Here is a 20,240-nt window from a genome sequence, read left to right as displayed (position 1 = left end):
CCTGGGCGGAGACCGTGCTGCGGATGCGGGCGTCGGCGGGCACCGAACCGGGCAGGTTGCGGATCATCGGGGCCGTCCTGGCGGTCCTGGTCCTGGCGTTCGGCGCCGCGACCGCCTGGCAGATCAGCGAGCGGGCCACCGCGACCGATCATGTCCTGCACCACAGCGGCCCGTTGAGCAACAGCGCGGCCGAGATCTACCGCTCCCTGGCCGACGCCGACGCCACGGTGGCCGGCGGCTTCCTCGCCGGCGGTCAGGAGCCGCGGACGGCCACCGACCGCTACAACGCCGACATCCGCAAGGCCGCGGAACTGATCACCCAGGCCGCCGCCAGCAGCGACGGCTCGGCGGAGGCGAACGAGCAGATCACCGCGCTCAACCGGCAACTGCCCTACTACACCAAGCTGGTGGCGACCGCCCAGGCGGACGGCCTGCAGGGCCTGCCGCTCGGTGGCGCCTACCTGCGGTTCGCCGACCAGCAGATGCAGCAGAAGGGCGGCCTGCTGGACGCCGCCGACAAGCTCTACCAGGCCGAGACCGACCGCCTGAACGCCGACTACACGGACGCCAAGGCGCTGCCGTGGGTGGCCTGGGTGCTGGGCGCCGCCGCCCTGGTCGCGCTGGTGTGGGCGCAGCGTCGCCACTACCGCCGCACCAACCGGGTGTTCAACCGCGGCATGCTGGCCGCCAGCACGGCCTGCGCGGTGGCACTGCTGTGGCTGGTGGCGGGGCACAGCGTGGCCCGCAGCGAGCTGTCGGACTCCTACGCGCACGGCGCCCGCTCGATGCAGGTCCTCAACAACGCCCGGATCGACGTGCTCCAGGCCCGCGGCAACGAGAACCTGACGCTGGTGGCCCGGGGTTCGGGGGCCGCCTACGAGCAGAGCTTCAGCGACGGCATGGACAAACTGGCGGGCACGCAGGCGGCGGGGGACGGCGGCGAGCTCGCCCAGGCCCTGGCGCTGGCCGACACCGCGAAGGGGCGCACCCCGGTGCAGCAGGCGATCACGAGCATGAAGACCTGGCGGGAGCGGCACACCGCCGAACGCGCCAAGGATGACAACGGCGACTACGCCACGGCCGTCGCCGACGTCATCGGCGGCAAGGACAGCGGCGGGACGGCGGTCACCGCCACGACCGCGGAGTGCTTCAACGCCGTGGACACCAGCCTGGCCGCGGCCGTGCAGGTGGAGCAGGACGAGTTCAGGGCGGCCGCGGACAACGGCAGGTCCGCAATGGCGCTGCTGCCGTACGGGGCGGCGGTGCTCGCCGTCCTGGCGGCGGCGGGTGCGCTGCTGGGCATCGGGCGCCGGCTGGCGGAGTACCGGTGAGCGGGGTGCCGGGAGGACCGGGCGGGAGGCGTGCGGTGAGCGACTGGGGACACCTGAGGGGCCGCAGACTGTGGGGGCGGCGCGGCTGGGGCGGCGTCGCGGCGATGGCGGCGGTGTGCACGCTGGCGGTCGCCGGCACGCTCACGCCGCTGGGCGACCGGGCACCGGTCACCCGCAGCGCCGGGACGCCGGTCGTCCGCGCGCAGTACGCCTCGGCGCCCGACCAGGAGCAGGGCAGCTGCGACGACCAGAGCCTGGACCCGTCGACCGGCCCCACCGACGGGCCGACGGTGGAGAAGATCAGGAACCGGCAGCGGCTGGTGGTCGGCGTGGACCAGAACAGCTACCTGTGGGGGTTCCGCGACCCGGCGACCGGCCAGTTCGCCGGTTTCGACATCGCGCTCGTGCACGAACTGGCCGATGCGATCATCGGCAAGAAGAACGCCACCGTGCAGTTCAAGACGGTGCCCACCGACAAGCGCTTCGACCGGATCGACGACGGCTCGGTCGACATGGTCGTGCGTACCGTGACCATCAACTGCGAGCGGATCAACGACAAGAAGAAGCCGGTGGTCTTCTCCGCACCGTACTTCGAGGCGGGTCAGCAGATCCTCGCGCCCCGCACCTCCTCGATCACCGGCTTCGACAGCTCACTCACGGGCAAGAAGGTCTGCACCGCCAACGGCTCGACCGGCCAGTCCACACTCAAAGCCGATCCGCACGGCTCCACGCCGGTGTACGTGGACAACCAGCTCGACTGCCTGGTCAGATTGCAACTGGGCCTGGTCGACGCGGTGTTCACCGACAACGCGCTGGCCGCGGGGCAGGCCGCACAGGACCCGTCCGTGCACCTGGTCGGCACCCCGGTCACCCACGAGCCGTACGGTGTGGCCATGAAGCCCGGTGAGCCCGACCTGGTACGCAAGGTCAACGCCGTGCTGGAGGCGTACGAGGCCGGCGGTGCGCAGAGCAAGTGGATGCTGGCGTACCAGCACTGGCTCGCCAAGGACCTGCCGGACATCACCGGGCCGCCGGCCCCGAAGTACCGGCAGTGACCGGGGCAGTGACCGGAGTGCGGTGACGGGCGCCGGGAGACGACGGACGTGACGAAAGAGGGTGCGATGGCGGTCGCTGGACCATCCGGGCCGGTGATGAGCCGGGAGGACGTGGACCGCGCCCTGGCGCGGCTCGACGCCGAGCACGAGGCGGTCGAGACGTCCCTGCTGGCCCTGCAGGACCACTCGGGCCGCAGGCTGCTGGAGGGCGCGGAACTCACCGGCCTGACCAAGGAGCGGTGGGCGGAGACCGACGCCGCGATCTCCGCGCTGTGGACCCACTTCGAGGCGTACACCGCCGCGCTGGAGGACGCCCGCACCCTGCGGGCCCGCCGCCGCTGGCCCACCCAGACCGAACTCACCCGGCTGACCGAGCTGTTGCGCGGTGACGGGGTCACGGTCACCGGCGCCGCGGTGCCGGACGCGGCCCGCTCGCTGACCGGCCCGGCCCGGCTCACCGAGCAGCTCAGCCTGGACGAGCTGCTGCGGCGGATGAACGGCTGGTACGACCAGGCGATGGAGACGGTGGCCGCCGCCGACTCGGTGTGGTCGGCGCTGCCGGCCAGGATCGACCTGCTGGCCGCGGAGACCCAGCGGGTGCGCTCGCTGGCGCACTCGGTCGGGGTCCGCCCGGGCACCCACCCGTCCGGCGACGAACTGGAGCACCTCGCGGGCGAGTTGACCGCGCTGCGGGCGCAGAGCGTCTCCGACCCGCTGGCCTTCTGGCAGGCCCAGCCGCCCCCCGGCCGGCCGGACACGGCCCGCTACGACCAGGCCGGGCGGCGCCTGGAGGACATCCGCCGCGAGGTCGAGGCGGTGCTGCACGTCCGCGACGACGCCGAGCACCGGCTCAAGCGGCTGCGCGACGTGATGTCGCGGGCCGACCGGACCCTCACCGAGGCGCGGGCCGCCCGCGTCGAGGTGCTCTCCAAGATCCTCGCGTCGGACGTGCCCGCGGTCAGCGGCCCCGCCTCGGCGCTGCACGAACAGCTCGCCGGTGCCGAGGAGTTCGCCAGGACCGCGCAGTGGCACCGGCTGTCGCCGCTGCTGGACAGCCTGGAGGGGCACGCCGACGACGAACTGCTGCGCGCCCGCGACTCGCTGACCGCGGTGACCGCCCCGCTGGCGGTCCGCGCGGAGCTGCGCGGCCGCCTCGACGCCTACCGGGCGAAGGTGGCGCGGCTCCAGATGGCCGAGGACCCCTTGCTGATCGAGCGGTACGACCAGGCGCGCCGCCTGCTGTGGAGCGCGCCGTGCGACCTGGCCGCTGCCGAGCGGGCGGTGCAGCGCTACCAGCAGGCGGTGGCCGACCTCGGCACGCCGCGCACCCCCAGCGACCGCCGGGGGCCCGGGTGACCGCCGGCACTTCGGTCCGGGTACCGGACCGCAGGAACCGCCGGATCCCCGGAGACCGTCGAATCCAGTGAAGCCGTTGCCGTATGTCAGGGGAAGGTTGAGGGGGAGACCGTGAGCAAGTGCCAACGGCCCGGGTGCGACGGGACCTTGGAGGACGTGGGCGGGGGCGAGCTGTACTGCGACACCTGCGGCCTCGCGCCGCTGCCCGCCGCCGCGCGGACGGCCGCGGGCGCCGGCAGCGGCCGCCCGCCCGCCCCGGCTCCGGCGCCGGCTCCGGCGCCGGTCCCCGCGGCCCGTTCGGGCGGGGACTCGGGCCGCTCGTCGTCCAGCCGCTCCTCGCGCTCGTCCAGATCCACCTCCCAGGCGTCCAAGCGCTCGGTGTCCGGCCGGCTCTCGCAGGCCATGACCGGCAACGGCAGCGGTCCTTCGGTGTCCGTGCGCAGCAGCAGGAGCGGCAGCGGCCCCTCGCGCGGCAAGCTCGGCGCGGGCCTGGTGGCCGTGCCGCCCATCCCGCGCCCGGACCCCGCCTCCGCCGTGATGGCGAACCCCGAGGTGCCCGAGCGCAAGCGGTTCTGCAGCAAGAGCGACTGCGGCGCCCCGGTCGGGCGCAGCCGCGGCGACCGGCCGGGCCGCACCGAGGGCTACTGCACCAAGTGCGGCCACCCGTACTCCTTCACGCCCAAGCTGCGGCCCGGCGACGTGGTGCACGGGCAGTACCACGTGGTGGGCTGCCTGGCGCACGGCGGGCTCGGCTGGATCTACCTGGCCATCGACCGCGCGGTCTCCGACCGCTGGGTGGTGCTCAAGGGCCTGCTCGACACCGGGGACGAGGACGCGCTGGCCGCGGCGGTCTCCGAACGACGGTTCCTCGCCGAGATAGAGCACCCCAACATCGTCCGCATCTACAACTTCGTCGAGCACCTCGACCAGCGCACCGGCACCCTCGACGGCTACATCGTGATGGCGTACGTCGGCGGCAAGTCGCTCAAGGAGATCGCCAACGAGCGGCGCACGCCCGACGGCCGGCGCGAGCCGCTGCCCGTCGCGCAGGCCATCGCCTTCGCCATCGAGGCCCTCGACGCCCTCGGCTACCTGCACAGCCGCAACCTGCTGTACTGCGACTTCAAGGTCGACAACGCGATCCAGACCGAGGACCGCCTGGAGCTCATCGACATGGGCGCGGTGCGGCGGATGGACGACACGGAGTCGGCGATCTACGGCACCGTCGGCTACCAGGCGCCCGAAGTCGCCGAGGTGGGGCCGTCGGTGGCCTCCGACATCTACACCGTCGCCCGCACCCTGGCCGTCCTGACGTTCGACTTCCAGGGCTACACGAACGTGTTCGCGGACAGCCTGCCCGACCCGGCGAACATCGAGGTGTTCTCCCGGTACGAGTCCTTCTACCGCCTGCTGGTGCGGGCGACGGACCCCGACCCGGGCAATCGGTTCGCGTCCGCACAGGAGATGTCGGACCAGCTCCTCGGGGTGCTGCGCGAGGTGGTGGCGCTGGAGACCGGCGTGCCGCGGCCGGCGCTGTCCACCTTGTTCGGGCCGGAACTGCGCGTGGTCGACACCGAGTTGGTCAAGCCGATGCTCGGCGACACCTCGGTGCTGGGCGCCGACCGTGCCCTGGAGAAGGCGGCCCGCAAGCGCGACAAGGCGGGTGGCGCGACCGCGCCGGCCGCACTGCCCGCGCCCGCGGCGCCGCCGGGGTTCGGCCCCGCCCCGCAGATGGTGCCCGCGCAGGGCGGTATGCCCGCCGTCCCGGGTCCGCGCCGGAGCGGGCCCGCGGTCTCCCGCCTCGACCCGACCGCGGCCGTGCTGGCCCTGCCGGTCCCGCACGTCGACCCCGGCGACCCCAACGCGGGCTTCCTCGCCGGGCTTTCGGCGACCGCGCCGGCCGAACTGGTCGCGGCCCTCGCGTCGGCCCCCGCCGAGTCGACCGAGAAGCGGCTGCGCGAGCTGCGCGCCCGCCTGGAACTCGGTGACTCCGGGGGCGCCCGGCAGGTCCTTCAGGCCCTCACCGACGAGGCCGGGCACAACGGCGACGACTGGCGGATGGTGTGGCACCGCGGCCTCACCGCGCTGTGCACCGGCGACCACGGGACGGCCGCGCTGAGCTTCGACGCGGTCTACGACGCCTTCCCCGGCGAGCCCGCGCCGAAGCTGGCGCTGGGCGTGTGCGCGGAGGTGCTGGGCCAGTTGGACAACGCCGCCGAGTACTACCGGCTGGTGTGGACGACCGACCAGAGCTACGTCAGCGCCGCGTTCGGGCTCGCCCGCGTCCTGCTGAAGTCCGGCGACCGGGAACGCGCCGTGCGCACCCTGGAGTCGGTGCCCGAGTCGTCGATCCACTTCACCGCCGCCCGGGTCGCCGCGATCAGATCCCGATTGCGGGACCGGTCGCCCCAGGAGGCGCTGCTGGCCGATCTGCAGGCGGCCGCCGGGCAGGTGGAGGCGCTGCAGCGGCAGGGTCTGGACACCGACCGCCGCGAGCAGCTGGCGACCGAGGTGCTGGGCAGCGCGCTGGACTGGGTGCTGGCCGGCCGTGTCGGCGCACCCGCGGGCGCCCTCGCGGGCGTACCGTCGGGAGGAGGCCACGGCGTGCTCGGCGCCGAACTCAGCGAGCGCGGCCTGCGGTTCGGCCTGGAGCGCTCGTACCGGGTGCTGGCCCGGCTCGCCCGCCAGGACGGTGCGAGGATCGAACTGGTGGAGCGCGCCAACCGCTTCCGCCCCAGGACCTGGGTGTAACACATGCCACCACTGCCCGAGTCGGCTCCCTCCGAGGCTCCCGCGATTCCCGCGGCCTGCCCGGTGTGCGCCGAACCCCTCGAGGCCGAGGACCGCTTCTGCGGCCACTGCGGCCATGACGTCACGGCCGCGCCGTCAACCGCCGCGGCCCCGGCCGCCCCTCCGGTGGGAGCGCAGCGGGCGGGCGACGGACCGCCGGGCGCCGCCCCCGGCGCGCGGTCCGCCCCCGATGCGCCGTCCGGCGCAACGGACACCGCCGGGTCCGACGATGCCTCCGCCGATGCCTTCCGGATCGCGCCGCCCGCCGCCGCTCCCCCGGAGCCGGCCGCCCGGCCCGGTGAGGCCGCGGGTCAGGACGGCGACGAGGAGAGCCGGGAGAGCGGCGGGGACTCCGGTGACGGCGCCTCCGGCGGCAGCGACACCCTGGTCCTCGGCATGCCCTCCCGGTTGTCCGACCCGCGCGAGGAGGAACCGGCCGCCGCGGCCGGGACCGGCCCGATGTGCGTGGCGTGCGGCGTCGGCGGCGTGGACGACGACGGCTACTGCGAGCACTGCGGGCACGCCCAGCCGCGCCAGCGCGACCACCAGGAGAAGGAGCTGGAGGGCGTCGCCGCGGTCAGCGACCGGGGGCTGCGCCACCACCGCAACGAGGACGCGTTCGCGGTCGCGGCCGCCTCGCTGCCGGACGGCACCAAGGCCGTCTCGGCCGTCGTGTGCGACGGCGTGTCCACCGCGTACCGGCCCGACGACGCCTCGGCGGCCGCGTCGGCCGCGGGCAGCGAGTCGCTGCTGGGGTCGCTGGAGCGCGGCGCGAGCGCGGAGGACGCGATGCGCGGCGCGCTGATGGCCGCGTTCGACGCGGTGACCGCGCTCGCCGACGAGGAGCCGGTCCCCGAGGCCCGGGCACACCGCAACGCCCCGGCCTGCACCTGCGTGAGCGCGGTGCTGACCGGGCCGGTGTTCACCGTCGGCTGGATCGGCGACAGCCGGGCGTACTGGATCCCCGACGACCGCACCCAGCCGGCCGCGCGGCTCACCGAGGACGACTCGTGGGCCGCCCGGATGGTCTCCGCCGGACTGATGTCGGAGGCCGAGGCGTACGCGGACGAGCGGGCGCACGCCATCACCGGCTGGCTCGGCGCGGACGCGGTGGAGGTCGATCCGCACGTCGCCGCGTTCCAGCCGGACGGGTCCGGGGTCATCGTGGTGTGCACCGACGGGCTGTGGAACTACGCGGAGTCCGCAGCGGAGATGGCCGAGGCCGTGCCCGCCGACGCCCGCTCCCGGCCGCTGGCCACCGCCCGTGCCCTGCTGGGCCTGGCGCTGGACGGCGGCGGCCACGACAACGTAACGGTCGCCGTGCTGCCGTTCCCGGCAGCCGTGTCACGGGCAGGATCCCCCTCCGCCTGACCGACGAGGAGAAGCCGGGGGGGAGGGCCGGCCGGGGGCGGTGCGCCGTGCCCGGCGGGCGCCGGGAAACGCGCCGGAGCACGCCGCGGAACCGCGGAACCGGCGCGGGTCAGGGCAGGTCAGGTCAGGCAACGAGCTTCACGAGCGCAGGGATTGACGATGCCGAGTATTTCCAAGTCGAATGTGCCGCAGTTCTCCTTCGACATCTACCAGAACGAGTTCCTGCCCGAGGGGGGTCGCGAGGTCAACGCGATCGTGACGGTCACCGCCACCGGCGGCGGCACCTCGGGAGGCCGGCCGCTGGACGGCACGTCCGGGCCCAGCGCGGGCGTGGTCCTCATGGTCGACTGCTCGGGTTCGATGGAGTACCCGCCGACGAAGATGCGCAACGCGCGGGACGCCACCGCCGTCGCGATCGACACGCTGCGCGACGGCGTCGCCTTCGCAGTCGTGGCCGGCACGCACCAGGCCAGGGAGGTGTATCCGGCCAACGGCGGTCTGGCCATAGCGGACGCGGCCACCCGCGCGCAGGCCAAGCAGGCGCTGCGCAAGCTCACCGCGGGCGGCGGCACGGCCATCGGCACCTGGCTGAAGCTCGCCGATCGGCTGCTGGCCACCGGCGACGTGGCGATCCGGCACGGCATCCTGCTCACCGACGGCCGCAACGAGCATGAGAAGCCTGAGGAGTTGCAGGCGGCACTGACCGCCTGCGCCGGCCGGTTCACCTGCGACGCGCGCGGCGTCGGCACCGACTGGGAGGTCAAGGAGCTGACCGGGATCGCCTCGGCGATGCTCGGCTCGGTGGACATCGTCGCCGATCCGGAGGGCCTGGCCGCCGACTTCCAGGCGATGATGGAGAACGCCATGGGCAAGGAGGTCGCGGACGTCGCCCTGCGCCTGTGGACCCCGCAGGGCGCGGAGATCGCGTTCGTCAAGCAGGTGGCGCCCACCGTCGAGGACCTCACCGCCCGCCGCACCGAGGCCAACCCGCGTACCGGCGACTACCCGACCGGGTCGTGGGGCGACGAGTCCCGCGACTACCACGTGTGCGTACGGGTGCATCCGGCCGGCATCGGCCAGGAGATGCTGGCGGCGCGGCTCTCGCTCGTGCTGCCGCAGCCCGGCGGCTCGCCGGAGGTGCTGAGCCAGGGCCTGGTGCGGGCGGTGTGGACCGACGACATGGCCGCCTCGACCCGGATCAGTCCGCAGGTCGCGCACTACACCGGCCAGGCCGAACTGGCCCAGGTGATCCAGCAGGGACTGGAGGCGCGCAAGGCCGGCGACCTGGACAGCGCGACCGCCAAACTGGGCCGCGCGGTACAGCTGGCCAGCGCGTCCGGCAACGAGGACACCGCCAAACTGCTGGCCAGGGTCGTGGACGTGGTCGACGCGGCGAGCGGTACTGTGCGGCTGAAGGCCAGGGTTGCCGACGCCGACGAGATGACGTTGGAGACGCGGTCGACGAAGACCGTGCGCGTGAAGAAATAGCAGACGGGTACATAGTGCTCGCGCACGACCTGTGGATCCGCCCCCCGGGGGGCGGAGGGGAGCCGGAGCCATGCCGATCTGTCCGAACGGACACCAGTCGGGGACCGACGACTGGTGCGAGGTCTGCGGGATGCGGATGACACCGCCGCCCGCATCGTCCGCGTCGAGTCACGGTTCACACCCGCCGTCGTCGTACTCCTCGTCGTCGGCGTCGCCCGCATCGGCGCCGCCGTCGTCGCCTTCCCCGCCCGGGTTCGCGTCGGAGCCGACGGCCGCGGCGGAGCTGTGCCCGCACTGCGGCACGCCGCGTGAGGGCGCCGCGCTCTTCTGCGAGGAGTGCCGGTACCACTTCGGCGGCCGCTCCGGGCCGGCGCCGGTCGGGCCGCACCCGGTCCCCGCGCCGGGACCGGGGCCGGGACCGGGCTTCCCCGAGCCGGGATTTCCCGAGGCCGGGGTGCCGGGGCCCGGCGTGCCACCGACCGGCGTGCCACCGACCGCGCCGGGCTATCCGCCCTACCAGCGGTACGAGTCGCAGCGGTCGCGGCCGTCGCAGATCAACCGGCCCGCGGAGCCGGTGCCTTCGGAGTCGCTGACGCTCGCCTCGGGCTCGGGCGACTTCCTGCTCGACCCGCCGTCGTCGCCGGTGCCGGCGCCCTCGCCGGCCCCCGACTCCGCGGGGTCCTCCGAGGCCACCTCGGTGACCGCGCCGCCGTCGTCGGTGCCGACGGTGGTGCCGTCGCAGCCGGACCGCGCCACCGCCTGGGTGGCGGTCGTCGCCGCGGACCGCGAGTACTTCACGACGATGATGGCCCGCAGCGGGCCGGACGCCCAGGGCCTGTACTTCCCCGCGTTCTCGCCCGAGGTGCAACTGCCGCTGACCGGCAACCAGATCACCATCGGCCGCCGCCGGCACAGCACCGGCGAGGCGCCGGACATCGACCTGGCCAGGGCCCCGGAGGACCCGGGGGTCTCGCACAAGCACGCGGTGCTGGTGCAGCAGCCCGACGGCGCCTGGTCCGTGGTGGACCAGGACTCCACCAACGGCACCACCGTCAACCTGGCCGAGGATCCGATCCGCCCCTATACGCCCGTACCGCTGGAGGAGGGCGACCGGGTGCACGTGGGCGCCTGGACCACCATCACCCTGCGCCGCGCCTGACGCGGGCCGCGCCCCGCTCCCGCACGTCACGAGGAGGTCAGCCATGGCAGAGCTGTCGGCGGTGCGCCGCCTGGACCTGGGCTGGTTCGTCCGCCCGGGTGCCGAGACGGCCGACGGCGCGCCGCGGGTGGAGCCAGCGCTGGCCTACCTGGTGCGCCACGACGGCGAGTTGCTGATGTTCGACACCGGCATCGGCACCGCCGACGCGGAGACCGACGCGCACTACCGCCCGTACCGGCGGCCGTTGCGGGAGGCGATGGCGGCGGCCGGCGTGACGCCGGCGGAGGTGTCCGTGGTCGTCAACTGCCATCTGCACTTCGACCACATCGGGGGCAACGCGCTGTTCGCCGGCACCCCGATCCTGGTGCAGTCCGCCGAGATGGCCCTGGTGCGCGGCGGCGAGCACACCCCCGAGCACCTGGTGGACTTCCCCGGCGCGACGTACGAGGAGCTGTCCGGCGAGGCGGAGATCCGGCCGGGGCTGTGGGTCGTGCCGACCCCGGGCCACACCGCGGGCCACCAGTCGCTGGTGGTGCGGCGGCCGGACGGCACGGTGATCCTCGCCGGGCAGACGCACGCCTCGGCCTCGGACTTCGCCGCGTCCCGGCTGGCGGCCGTCGCCGTCGGCGAGGGCGCGCGGCCACCGCTGCCCGAGCCCGACGGATGGCCGCGGCGGCTGCTGGAGTTCGACCCCCGGCGGGTGCTCTTCGCGCACGACGCGTCGGTGTGGGAGCCGACCGGCTGACCCTCCTGCCCGTGACCGCGCGGGTCAGGCGCTGACGCCCCAGGTGTCCGGGCCGTGGGGATCGTCCAGCCACAGCCACTGCCGGGCGCCGTCCACGCTCATCCCGTACCGGCTGCGGTCCGGGTGCCAGCCGCCGAACAGCTCGTCGCCCAGCCGGCGGTGCGCGCTGCCCGCGGCCGCGCCGCGCAGCGCCACGAAGAACGCCGGGGTGTGCAGGAAGCGCCCCTCGGCCCGCCCCGGCCCGTGCACGGTGAGCGCGACCAGGCCGGTCGCGATCGGCGCGAGGATCAGCCCGCCAGGACGGCACTGCTCCAGCCACGCCTCCGGGATCACCGGCAGCGCGCAGGTGGCCATGATCCGGTCGTAGGGGGCCCGGGCGGCGTGCCCGAGCGCGCCGTCGCCGGTGACGACGACGACCGAGCGCGCGGCGGGCGTCCCGTACGCGTCGAGGTGCGTGCGGGCGGCCGCGGTGATCTCCTCGTCGATGTCGATGGTGGTGACCGCGTCCGGTCCCAGGCGGTGCGCGATCAGCGCCGCGTTGTAGCCGGTGCCCGCGCCGATCTCCAGCACCCGGTGGCCGTCCACCACGTCCAGGGCCTCGCACATCAGCGCCATGAGCGACGGCTGGCTGCTGGAGGACACCAGCTCGCCGCCGACCACGTGGGTGGCGATGGGCCGGTCCGCGTAGGCCGAGGCGAGGCGGCGCAGCCTGCGCCGCGGGTCGCGGTCGTCGCCGGGCAGCTCGTCCAGGCCGTAGCCGAGCACGAACACGTGCCGCGGCACGTCGGCGAACGCCGCACGCCAGGCCGGGTCGACCAGCCCGCCGCCCGCGACGATGCGGCGCACCATCCGTGCCCGCAGCGCCCTCGCCGCCACCCGGTAGCGGTCGTCGTAGCCGACCTCGTACGCAGCCCCTGCCATGCTTCCATCCTGCGCCCGCGGCAGAGGTCGTACGACCCGGGTCCTCGGTCGGCGCGTCTGCGACGATAGGGAGGTGAATGAGATCCCGCACGGCACGCTGCAGCAGCAGACGTTCTACGAGCTGGTGGGCGGGGAGGAGACCTTCCGCCGGCTGGTGCACCGCTTCTACCAGGGCGTTGCGGAGGACCCCGAACTGCGGGCGATGTACCCGGAGGAGGACCTGGGCCCGGCCGAGGAGCGGCTGCGGCTGTTCCTGATGCAGTACTGGGGAGGCCCGCGCACCTACAGCGACCGGCGCGGCCATCCGAGGCTCCGCATGCGCCACGCGCCGTTCCAGGTGGACAGAGCCGCTCACGACGCATGGCTGCGGCACATGCGGACGGCCGTCGACGAGCTGGAGCTGGACCCCGCACACGAACAGCAACTCTGGGACTACCTAGTGTATGCAGCCGCCTCCATGGTGAATACACCCGGCTGACCTGCGACTTGACGCCCGCGGCCGGCTCCGGGCCGGTCCGCGGGCGCAGTGTCCGGCATGCGGTCGGTCACGATCGCATTGCGACAATCTCCGCCATGGTTCAACACCGCGCCCCGTTTTGAGAGCATCCGCTCAGCAACAGAACGGGGGGATTGCTGGTGACGGGTTTTGTACTGCTGCGCGTCCGCGCACACCGGCTGCTGCTGGCAGCCGCCGCGCTGACCGTGGTGCTCACCACGTGCGTGCTGGCCACCTTCACGGCGTTCACCGGCGCCATCGGGGACGCCGCACTGCGCCGGACGCTGCAGCACCAGGCGGCCGACAGGGCCACCGTCGACGTCCGCGCGGACGTCTCCGGCACCTCGCCCGGCCCGCTGGACGAGGCCGTGCACAAGGAACTCACCGGATCCTTCGGGGACCTGCCCGCCCAGGTGTACCGCAGCACGCAGTCCGGACCGTACGGGCTGCCGTTCTCACTGCGGCCGGCGGGCGCCCCCAAGAGCAGCGACCCCGACCTGACGCTGCTGGCCACCTTCGACCGGTCGCGCATGACTCTGGTCTCCGGTTCCTGGCCGGCTCCCGCGGCCAAGGGCGCCGGCGTGGTCGACGTCGCCGTCCCGCAGGCCGCCGCCGAGGCGCTCAAGACCACGCCCGGCCGGACGCTCACGCTGACCGACCGGCTCGGCGGGCCGCCGCTGCGGATCCACGTCACCGGTGTCTACCACCCGGCCGACAGCACCTCCCCGTACTGGCAGCTCGACCCGCTGAACGGGCGCGGGGTGCACACCGTCGCCTTCACCACCTACGGGCCGATGGTGGTGGACGAGGCCACCTTCACCTCCGGGCGGGTCGCGTCGGCCGCGATGGCCTGGCAGGCCGCAGGCGACTTCCGCCAGGCGTCCGCCTCCCGGATGAACGCCCTCGAGAAGTCGGTGAACCAGACTCTGGAGGACCTGAAGAACGGGAAGACCACCTCCCAGGCCCAGGCCCAGAGCTCGCTGCCCGACCTGCTCGACGCGCTGCGCCGCAGCATGCTGGTGACCCGCTCCACACTCCTGATCGGCGCGCTTCAGCTGGTCATCCTGGCCGGCTTCGCGCTGCTGCTGGTCGCCCAGCTCCTCGCCGAGGAGCGCACGGGGGAAACGTCACTGCTGCGGGCCCGCGGCGGCTCCCGCTCCCGGGTGGGGCGGCTCGCGACGATCGAGGCGCTGCTGCTGGCGGTGCCCGCGGCCGTCATCGCCCCGCTGCTCGCCGGCCCGGTCACCCACCTGCTGGCCGGGACCGGGGCGATGGCCCGCACCGGTGTGAGCCTGGGCAGCACCGGCGGCGCCTCGGCCTGGCTGGTCGCCGTGATCGCCGCCCTGGCCTGCGCCTTCGCCGTGGTGGTGCCGGCGCTGCGGTCCGGCGGCTCGTTCGCTGTGCAGCGCGCGGCGCGCTTCCGCCGCGGCGCCGTCCCGGGGGCCGTGCAGGCCGGCGGCGATCTTGCCCTGCTGCTGATCGCGGGCATCGCGTTCTGGCAGCTCCAGCGCAGGGCCTCGGGCAGCGGCACGCTCAGCGCGACCAACGCCGGCGGCCTCGGCATCGACCCGGTGCTGGTCGCCGCGCCCGCGCTGTGCCTGCTGGCCGGCACCGTGCTGGTGCTGCGGCTGCTGCCGGTGGCCGCCAAGCTCGGCGAGCGGCGGGCCGCCCGCGGCCGCGGCCTCGCGCTGGCCCTGGCCGGCTGGCAGCTCGCCCGGCGGCCCCGCCGCGGCGCGGGCGCCGCGCTGCTGCTGGTGCTGGCCGTCGCGATGGGCATGTTCGCGATCGGGCAGGGCGCCAGCTGGGACCGCTCGCAGCACGACCAGGCCGACTTCGCGGTCGGCTCCGACATCCGGGTCACCGGCATGACGACCCCGCCGTTCGGGCAGGCCGGCATCTACGCCTCCACACCCGGCATCACCGCGGCCGCCCCCGCGACCCGGCAGGACCTGCTGCTCACCGAGCAGCGGCACGCCACCGCCCTGGCCATCGACACCCGGGCGGCGGGCGAGGCGATGCGGTTCCGCTCCGACCTGACCGGCGGCCGCCGGACCGCGGACCTGATGAAGCCGCTGTGGGCCGGCACCGACAAGGACACCGGCGGCCTGACCGTGCCGGGCACCACGCGGGACATCACCTTCACCGCGACGCTGAAGGTCACGGGGACGGCCGACGGCCGACCCGACCCGACCGCGGAGCCCGACCACGTCGTGGCCAACCTGACCGACCCCTGGGGCGTCGTCTACCCGGTCTCGGCCGGCGACGTGCCGGCCGACGGGATGCCGCACAAGCTGGTCATGTCCCTGGCCGCCCAGGCAGGCAGCAACGGCGCCCCGGCCGGGCCGCTGCGGATCACCGGCTTCGACGTGACCTACACCGTCCCCCAGCAGGTCGACGACGGCGTGCTGATCATCTCCGACGCCCAGGTCACCGACCGGAGCGGCAGCACCAAGCCGCTCCGGGTACCGGCGGGCTCGGTCTGGACGTCGAACACGACCTACGACGACGACAGCAACAACAGCCTGCCGGGCGTGACGAACCCCACGGCCACCGACCCGAGGCTCGGTGGCCCGGCGCTGGCCTCGGTGACCTACACCACGGGCTCGATGACCTTCACGCCGGAGGGCTACGGGCAGGGCCCGGGCATCACCCTGCGGATGCGGGCCCGCCCCGGCCCCGCGCCGGTGCTGGCCGGCATCGCCACCGACTCCTATCTCAAGGCGGTCGGCGCGAAGGTCGGAGACCGGGTGAACGTGCTGCTCAACGGCATCGAGATGCCCGTGAAGATCAGCGCCTCGGTCAAGGGCATGCCCAGTACGGGGGACGACCCCACGTACTCCGAGTCCCCGACGGCCGGCACTACCGCCGACACCGTCGCGCAGGCCAAGGACGCGGGTGCGCTGCTGCTGGACCTGCGGGCCCTCGACCAGGTGCTGCTGGCGAAGAACGCCCGCCCGCTGACGCCCTCCGAGTGGTGGGTGGCCACCAAGCCGGGGCAGACCGCGAACGTCGCCGCGGCGCTGCGCAAGCGCACCGACGTCGACACCGTGCTGGTGCGGGACGAATCCGCGGATGAGCTGCGGGCCGACCCGCTGGGCGCGGGCCCGCAGTCGGCGCTGCCGGCGGCGGTGGTCGCGGCGGCCGTGCTCGCCGCGGTCGGCTTCGCCGTCGCGTCGGTGGGCGCGATCCGCGAGCGCAACGGCGAGTTCGCGGTGCTGCGGGCGCTGGGTGCGCCGCGCCGGAAGCTGGCCCGGATGATCGCCGCGGAGCAGGGACTCCTGGTGCTCATCTCGCTGGTCGTCGGCGTAGTGCTGGGGGCGTTGCTGACGCGGCTGGTGACGCCGCTGATCGTGCTGACCACGCAGGCCACCCGGCCGGTGCCGGACCTGCGGGTGTCGATGCCGGTCGGGCCGCTGGCCGAGTTGCTCGCGGTGGTGCTGGTGGTGCCGCTGCTGGTCGTGCTGGCCACGGCGCTGCGGCGCGGTGATCCGGCGTCGGCGCTGCGGCGCCAGGGGGAGGACTGAGATGGCGGACGAGCAGAAGGCCGAGCGGGGCGGCCCGGAGAAGGGCACGGGCCCGGAGGCGGGCACGGGCCCCGAGGCGGGCGCCTCGCCGGAGCGGGCGGCCCAGGAGGAGCTGGCGGCCGGACCGGAGCGCGGCGAGCGGGACGGGCTGGACTGGGTGCGGGTCAGGCTGCGGTCGGGCCCGTCCGCGGCGGTCGCCACCTGCCTGCTGGTGCTGGTGACCGCGTTCCTGGCGGCGGCCCTGCCGAGGGCCGTCGACCGCTACGAGGACACCGCGCTGCGCCGGGACGTGCAGAGCGCGCCGGTGCACCAGCGCGGCGTGAGCGTGATGGACTCCTGGTCCCCCACCCCGGGCCCCGGGGGCAACGACCCGACGCTCACCCGCATGGAACTGGTCGAGGACGTCTTCCAGAAGCTCGCCAAGCCACCGCTGCGGCTCCAGAAGGGCCAGGCCGTGGTCGGCATGCGGCAGACCAAGGAGGCCGACGTCCCCGACCCTCAGATCCCGCGCACCTCCGAGCATCTGCCGGCCGCTTCCCTGGTCTGGCAGCACAGCCTGGAGGACCACGTGCGGATCGTCTCCGGACGGCTGCCGCAGGAGGAGCGGTCGCCCAAGGGGCAGTCGATCGAGGGCGTGGTCACCCAGAAGACCGCGCAGGTGCTGCACATCAAGGTCGGCCAGGTCGTGCACCTGAACGGCAACGCGCCGACCCCGGTCGCGGTGACCGTCGTCGGCATCGTCACGCCGCGCGACCCGACCGCCGCCTACTGGAACGAGGACGGCGATCTTCAGGCCCCCCAGGTCTCGCTGCCGCCCACCCCGCCCGGCGACGAGCCCAAGACCTACTGGCACTTCACCATGCTGGTGGACATCTCCGCGGTGCCGGCCATCCCGGCGCTCGGCCTGAACGTCGACCTGTACTGGCACCACCCGCTGGACGTCGGGGCGCTGACCGCCCACCAGGTCCCGGCGCTGCAGCGCGAGCTGGCGTCCTTCGACAGCGGGCCGGTCGCGGTCGCGCTGCAGACGGAGACCGCGAGTGCCGCCCACATCGAGGGCAACATCGGCACGCTGCTCGACGACTTCGCCGCCGAACGCAAGGCCGCCTCGCCGCTGGTGCTGATCGCCGCCGTCGGCGTCGGCACGACGGCGTTCGCGGTGCTGCTGATGGCCGGCGGCCTGGCCGCCGAGCGGCGGCGGGCCGAGATCTCCCTGCTGCGCTCGCGCGGCGGGTCGCTGCGCGGCATCGTGCGGCGGCTGGGCGGTGAGACCGTGGCCGCCGCGGTGCCCGGCGGGATCGTCGGGACCGTGCTGGCGCTGCTGGTGCTGCCGACCGAGCGCTGGACCTCGTCGGTGTACCTGGGCGCGCTGGTCACGGTCATCGCCATGGTGGCGCTGCCGCTGCGGGGCGCCTGGGCGGTACGCCGGCCACGCCCCGCGGCCCGGGAGGACGTGGCCGCGGCCCGTCCCTCGCGTCGCCGGCTGGTCCTCGAACTGACCGTCGCCGTCCTGGTGCTGGGTGCGGTGGCGGCCCTGCGGCAGCGCGGCACCGGCAACGGCACCGACCCGTTCCTGGCCGCCGCGCCGGTGCTGGTCGCGGTGGCCGCGGCGCTCGTGCTGCTGCGGGTCTACCCGCTGCCGCTGCGGCTGCTGGCCCGCCCGGCCTCACGGCTGACCGGCGCGGTCACCCACCTCGGCCTGGCGCGGGCGGGGCGCACCCCGGCGACCAACCAACTGCCGCTGCTGGCCCTGCTGGTGTCCCTGACCGTCGCGTCGTTCGGCGGTTCGGTGCTCGCCGGCATCGACCACGGGCGGGACCGCGCGGCGACCGCCACGGTCGGCGCCGACGCCCGGATCGACGCCGACACCTCGCTGGCCCAGCAACTCCCGGGCGAGGTGCGGAAGGTGCCGGGCGTCGGGCATGTCGTGACGGCGCGGGTCGAGCCCAACGGGCCGTCCACGGAATTCCCCATGCCGTACTCGCTGGTGATCGTCACCCCGGCCGACTACGCGGCGCTGACCCGGGAGATCGGGCTGCCCGCGTTCCCGGCCTCGGTGTTCGGCCACTGGCGCAAGGGGCAGCCGCTGCCCGCGGTGCTGTCGACGGACGTGGCCAAGGCCCTGGGCCACGACACCGCGTCCATCAGCGCCGGTGTCGGCGAGATCGAGGTGCGCGGCGCCGCCTCGCTGTCCACGACCCCGGCCGCGCCCGGCGACAACTTCGTCATCGTGTCGTCCGACCAACTGGCCACCACCCACCCGGAGATGGCCGCCTACCGGCAGTACCTGGGCCCGACCACGCTGCTCGCGATGGCCGCGCCCGGCAAGCAGATCGACGCCGCGGCGCTGCACAGGACGGCCAAGCGAAGCACCTCCTATGTGACGGTGCTGACCCGCAGCGAGCAGCGGGCCGCCATGACCGACAGCGCGCTCCAGCACGGCGCCCGCACCATCTACCTGTGGGCGGTGGCGGCCGGAGCGCTGTACAGCGCGCTGGCGCTGCTGCTGTCCCTGCTGCAGGCGGCGCCGCAGCGGGCGATGCTGCTGGCCCGGCTGCGCACGATGGGCATGACGAAGCGCCAGTCGCGGCGGCTGGTGCTGCTGGAGATGCTGCCGCAGGCGCTGCTGGCCGCGATCGGCGGTGTCCTGGTCGGGCTCGCGGTGATACCGCTGCTGGGCCCGGGCGTCGACCTGCGGGCGCTGACCTTCGGGACCGGGTCGAAGGCCCTGGCCCCGGTCGACTTCGGGCTCGGCCTGCACGCCGACCTGTGGTCCCTGGCCCTGCCCTCGGTCGGGCTGGTGGTGCTGGCCTGCGTGGTGCTGCTGGCGCAGGCATGGGTGAGCGGGCGGCGCAGAGAGAGTCAGGAACTGAGAGCGGGGGACCGGGCATGAGCGGCGAGGTTGGCGAGGACACGGTGCGGCAGGATACGGACGAGGCGGCCGCCGCGGGCGGCGGGACCGGGGGCACGGACGGTGCCGGCGCCGCGAACAGCGAGCGCAACGGCGGTGTGCGGAGCCTGGCGGAGCTGGAACGGGAGGTCGCCGCGCGCCGGGAGCGGCCCGCGTACGGCGAGGACGCGCTGATCACCTGCGACCGGCTGGTGCGCATCTTCACCGCGGACGGCGTCGAGGTGCAGGCCCTTCAGGGCCTCGACCTGCTCGTCGGCAAGGGCGAACTGATGGCCCTGGTCGGGGCGTCGGGCAGCGGGAAGTCCACGCTGCTCAACATCCTCGCCGGGCTGGACGTCCCCACCGCGGGCGCGGCCTCGGTCGGCGGCTACGACCTGCTGTCCATGGACGCGGGCTCCCGGCTGCGCTACCGGCGCGAGGTCGTCGGCTTCGTGTGGCAGCAGACGGCCCGCAACCTGCTCCCCTACCTCACCGCGGCGCAGAACGTCGTCCTGCCCATGCAGCTCGCCGGCAGCCGCGGGGGGTTCCGCGCCAAGCGGCAGCGGGCCGCTCGCGCCACCGAGCTGCTGGACATGCTCGGTGTCGGCTACTGCCACGACCGGCACCCCGGGCAGATGTCCGGCGGTGAGCAGCAGCGCGCGGCGATCGCCGTGGCCCTGGCGAACAACCCCTCGGTGATCCTCGCCGACGAGCCCACCGGCGAGCTGGACTCGGTGACCGCCGAGCAGGTCTTCGCCTCGTTCCGCACGGCCAACGAGGAACTCGGCACCACGGTCGTGGTCGTCACCCACGACCACGCCGTCGCCGACGCGGTGCGCCGCACGGTCGCCATCCGCGACGGCCGGACCGCATCCGAGGTCGTCCGGCACACCGAGGTCGACGAGCACGGCCAGGAGTCCGTGGTGGCCCGGGAGTACGCCACCGTCGACCGCGCGGGGCGGCTGCAGCTGCCGCGCGACTACACCGACGCCCTCGACATCCGCTCCCGCGTGCTGCTGGAGCTGGAGACCGACCACATCGGGGTGTGGCCCGACCGTCCCAGCGAGGCCAAGGCGCCGGAGCCGCCGGAGCCGCGGGAGCCGCAGGACTGACC

Annotated in this window: 14 protein-coding genes; 12 read left to right on the top strand and 2 right to left on the bottom strand. The window is 74.5% G+C overall.

The features are described from left to right. Positions 1-23: 23 nt before the first annotated feature. The 6 genes from ACH4TG_RS00165 to ACH4TG_RS00140 all read left to right on the top strand — a co-directional run bounded on the left by ACH4TG_RS00165 (position 24) and on the right by ACH4TG_RS00140 (position 9,391). Positions 24-1,331 carry a hypothetical protein gene (locus tag ACH4TG_RS00165; protein WP_398239209.1) on the top strand — a complete coding sequence of 436 codons (1,308 nt, stop codon included), beginning with the start codon at positions 24-26 and terminating at the stop codon, positions 1,329-1,331. 35 nt (positions 1,332-1,366) lie between these two features. Further along, positions 1,367-2,386: a glutamate ABC transporter substrate-binding protein gene (locus tag ACH4TG_RS00160; RefSeq protein ID WP_398239207.1), complete on the top strand. Its 1,020-nt coding sequence runs from the start codon at positions 1,367-1,369 to the stop codon at positions 2,384-2,386. A gap of 66 nt (positions 2,387-2,452) precedes the next feature. Further along, positions 2,453-3,742: a hypothetical protein gene (locus ACH4TG_RS00155; protein WP_398239206.1), complete on the top strand. Its 1,290-nt coding sequence runs from the start codon at positions 2,453-2,455 to the stop codon at positions 3,740-3,742. Positions 3,743-3,853: 111 nt separating this feature from the next. Beyond that, complete coding sequence (locus ACH4TG_RS00150; RefSeq protein ID WP_398239204.1) at positions 3,854-6,493, top strand: tetratricopeptide repeat protein; 2,640 nt, start codon at positions 3,854-3,856, stop codon at positions 6,491-6,493. A 3-nt stretch (positions 6,494-6,496) separates the two neighbouring features. Then, a complete protein-coding gene (locus ACH4TG_RS00145; protein ID WP_398239202.1) occupies positions 6,497-7,903 on the top strand; it encodes a PP2C family serine/threonine-protein phosphatase in 1,407 nt (468 codons plus the stop codon). 159 nt (positions 7,904-8,062) lie between these two features. Then, positions 8,063-9,391 carry a VWA domain-containing protein gene (locus ACH4TG_RS00140; RefSeq protein WP_398239200.1) on the top strand — a complete coding sequence of 443 codons (1,329 nt, stop codon included), beginning with the start codon at positions 8,063-8,065 and terminating at the stop codon, positions 9,389-9,391. A 168-nt stretch (positions 9,392-9,559) separates the two neighbouring features. On the opposite strand, the gene ACH4TG_RS00135 is transcribed toward ACH4TG_RS00140, so the two are convergent. Continuing rightward, positions 9,560-9,694, bottom strand: coding sequence for a hypothetical protein (locus ACH4TG_RS00135; protein WP_398239198.1), 135 nt, complete (start codon positions 9,692-9,694; stop codon positions 9,560-9,562). 181 nt (positions 9,695-9,875) lie between these two features. Between ACH4TG_RS00135 and ACH4TG_RS00130 the strand changes: the two genes are divergently transcribed. Together ACH4TG_RS00130 and ACH4TG_RS00125 are read left to right on the top strand one after the other, a co-directional pair. Further along, a complete protein-coding gene (locus ACH4TG_RS00130) occupies positions 9,876-10,550 on the top strand; it encodes an FHA domain-containing protein (RefSeq protein ID WP_398239196.1) in 675 nt (224 codons plus the stop codon). A gap of 43 nt (positions 10,551-10,593) precedes the next feature. Continuing rightward, complete coding sequence (locus ACH4TG_RS00125; RefSeq protein WP_398239194.1) at positions 10,594-11,295, top strand: N-acyl homoserine lactonase family protein; 702 nt, start codon at positions 10,594-10,596, stop codon at positions 11,293-11,295. A gap of 24 nt (positions 11,296-11,319) precedes the next feature. Here the strand turns inward: ACH4TG_RS00125 and ACH4TG_RS00120 are convergent, their stop codons facing one another. Then, the gene (locus ACH4TG_RS00120) at positions 11,320-12,216 is read right to left on the bottom strand and encodes a methyltransferase domain-containing protein (protein WP_398239192.1); all 897 of its coding nucleotides are present in this window, start codon (positions 12,214-12,216) and stop codon (positions 11,320-11,322) included. A gap of 73 nt (positions 12,217-12,289) precedes the next feature. Here ACH4TG_RS00120 and ACH4TG_RS00115 point away from each other — a divergent pair, with 73 nt between their 5' ends. The 4 genes from ACH4TG_RS00115 to ACH4TG_RS00100 all read left to right on the top strand — a co-directional run bounded on the left by ACH4TG_RS00115 (position 12,290) and on the right by ACH4TG_RS00100 (position 20,238). After that, positions 12,290-12,694 carry a globin gene (locus ACH4TG_RS00115; protein WP_398239190.1) on the top strand — a complete coding sequence of 135 codons (405 nt, stop codon included), beginning with the start codon at positions 12,290-12,292 and terminating at the stop codon, positions 12,692-12,694. A 158-nt stretch (positions 12,695-12,852) separates the two neighbouring features. Next, a complete protein-coding gene (locus ACH4TG_RS00110; protein WP_398239188.1) occupies positions 12,853-16,236 on the top strand; it encodes an FtsX-like permease family protein in 3,384 nt (1,127 codons plus the stop codon). A gap of 1 nt (position 16,237) precedes the next feature. Then, positions 16,238-19,129: an FtsX-like permease family protein gene (locus ACH4TG_RS00105; protein ID WP_398239186.1), complete on the top strand. Its 2,892-nt coding sequence runs from the start codon at positions 16,238-16,240 to the stop codon at positions 19,127-19,129. Further along, a complete protein-coding gene (locus ACH4TG_RS00100) occupies positions 19,126-20,238 on the top strand; it encodes an ABC transporter ATP-binding protein (protein ID WP_398239184.1) in 1,113 nt (370 codons plus the stop codon). Before ACH4TG_RS00105 ends, ACH4TG_RS00100 begins: the two co-directional genes overlap by 4 nt. The last annotated feature ends 2 nt before the right edge of the window (positions 20,239-20,240 follow it).

The organism is Streptomyces sp. NPDC020917 (assembly GCF_044333795.1).
Lineage (GTDB): Bacteria > Actinomycetota > Actinomycetes > Streptomycetales > Streptomycetaceae > Actinacidiphila.
The sequence above is the reverse complement of the archived record's forward strand: the minus strand, read 5'-3'. Positions and strand labels throughout refer to the sequence as shown.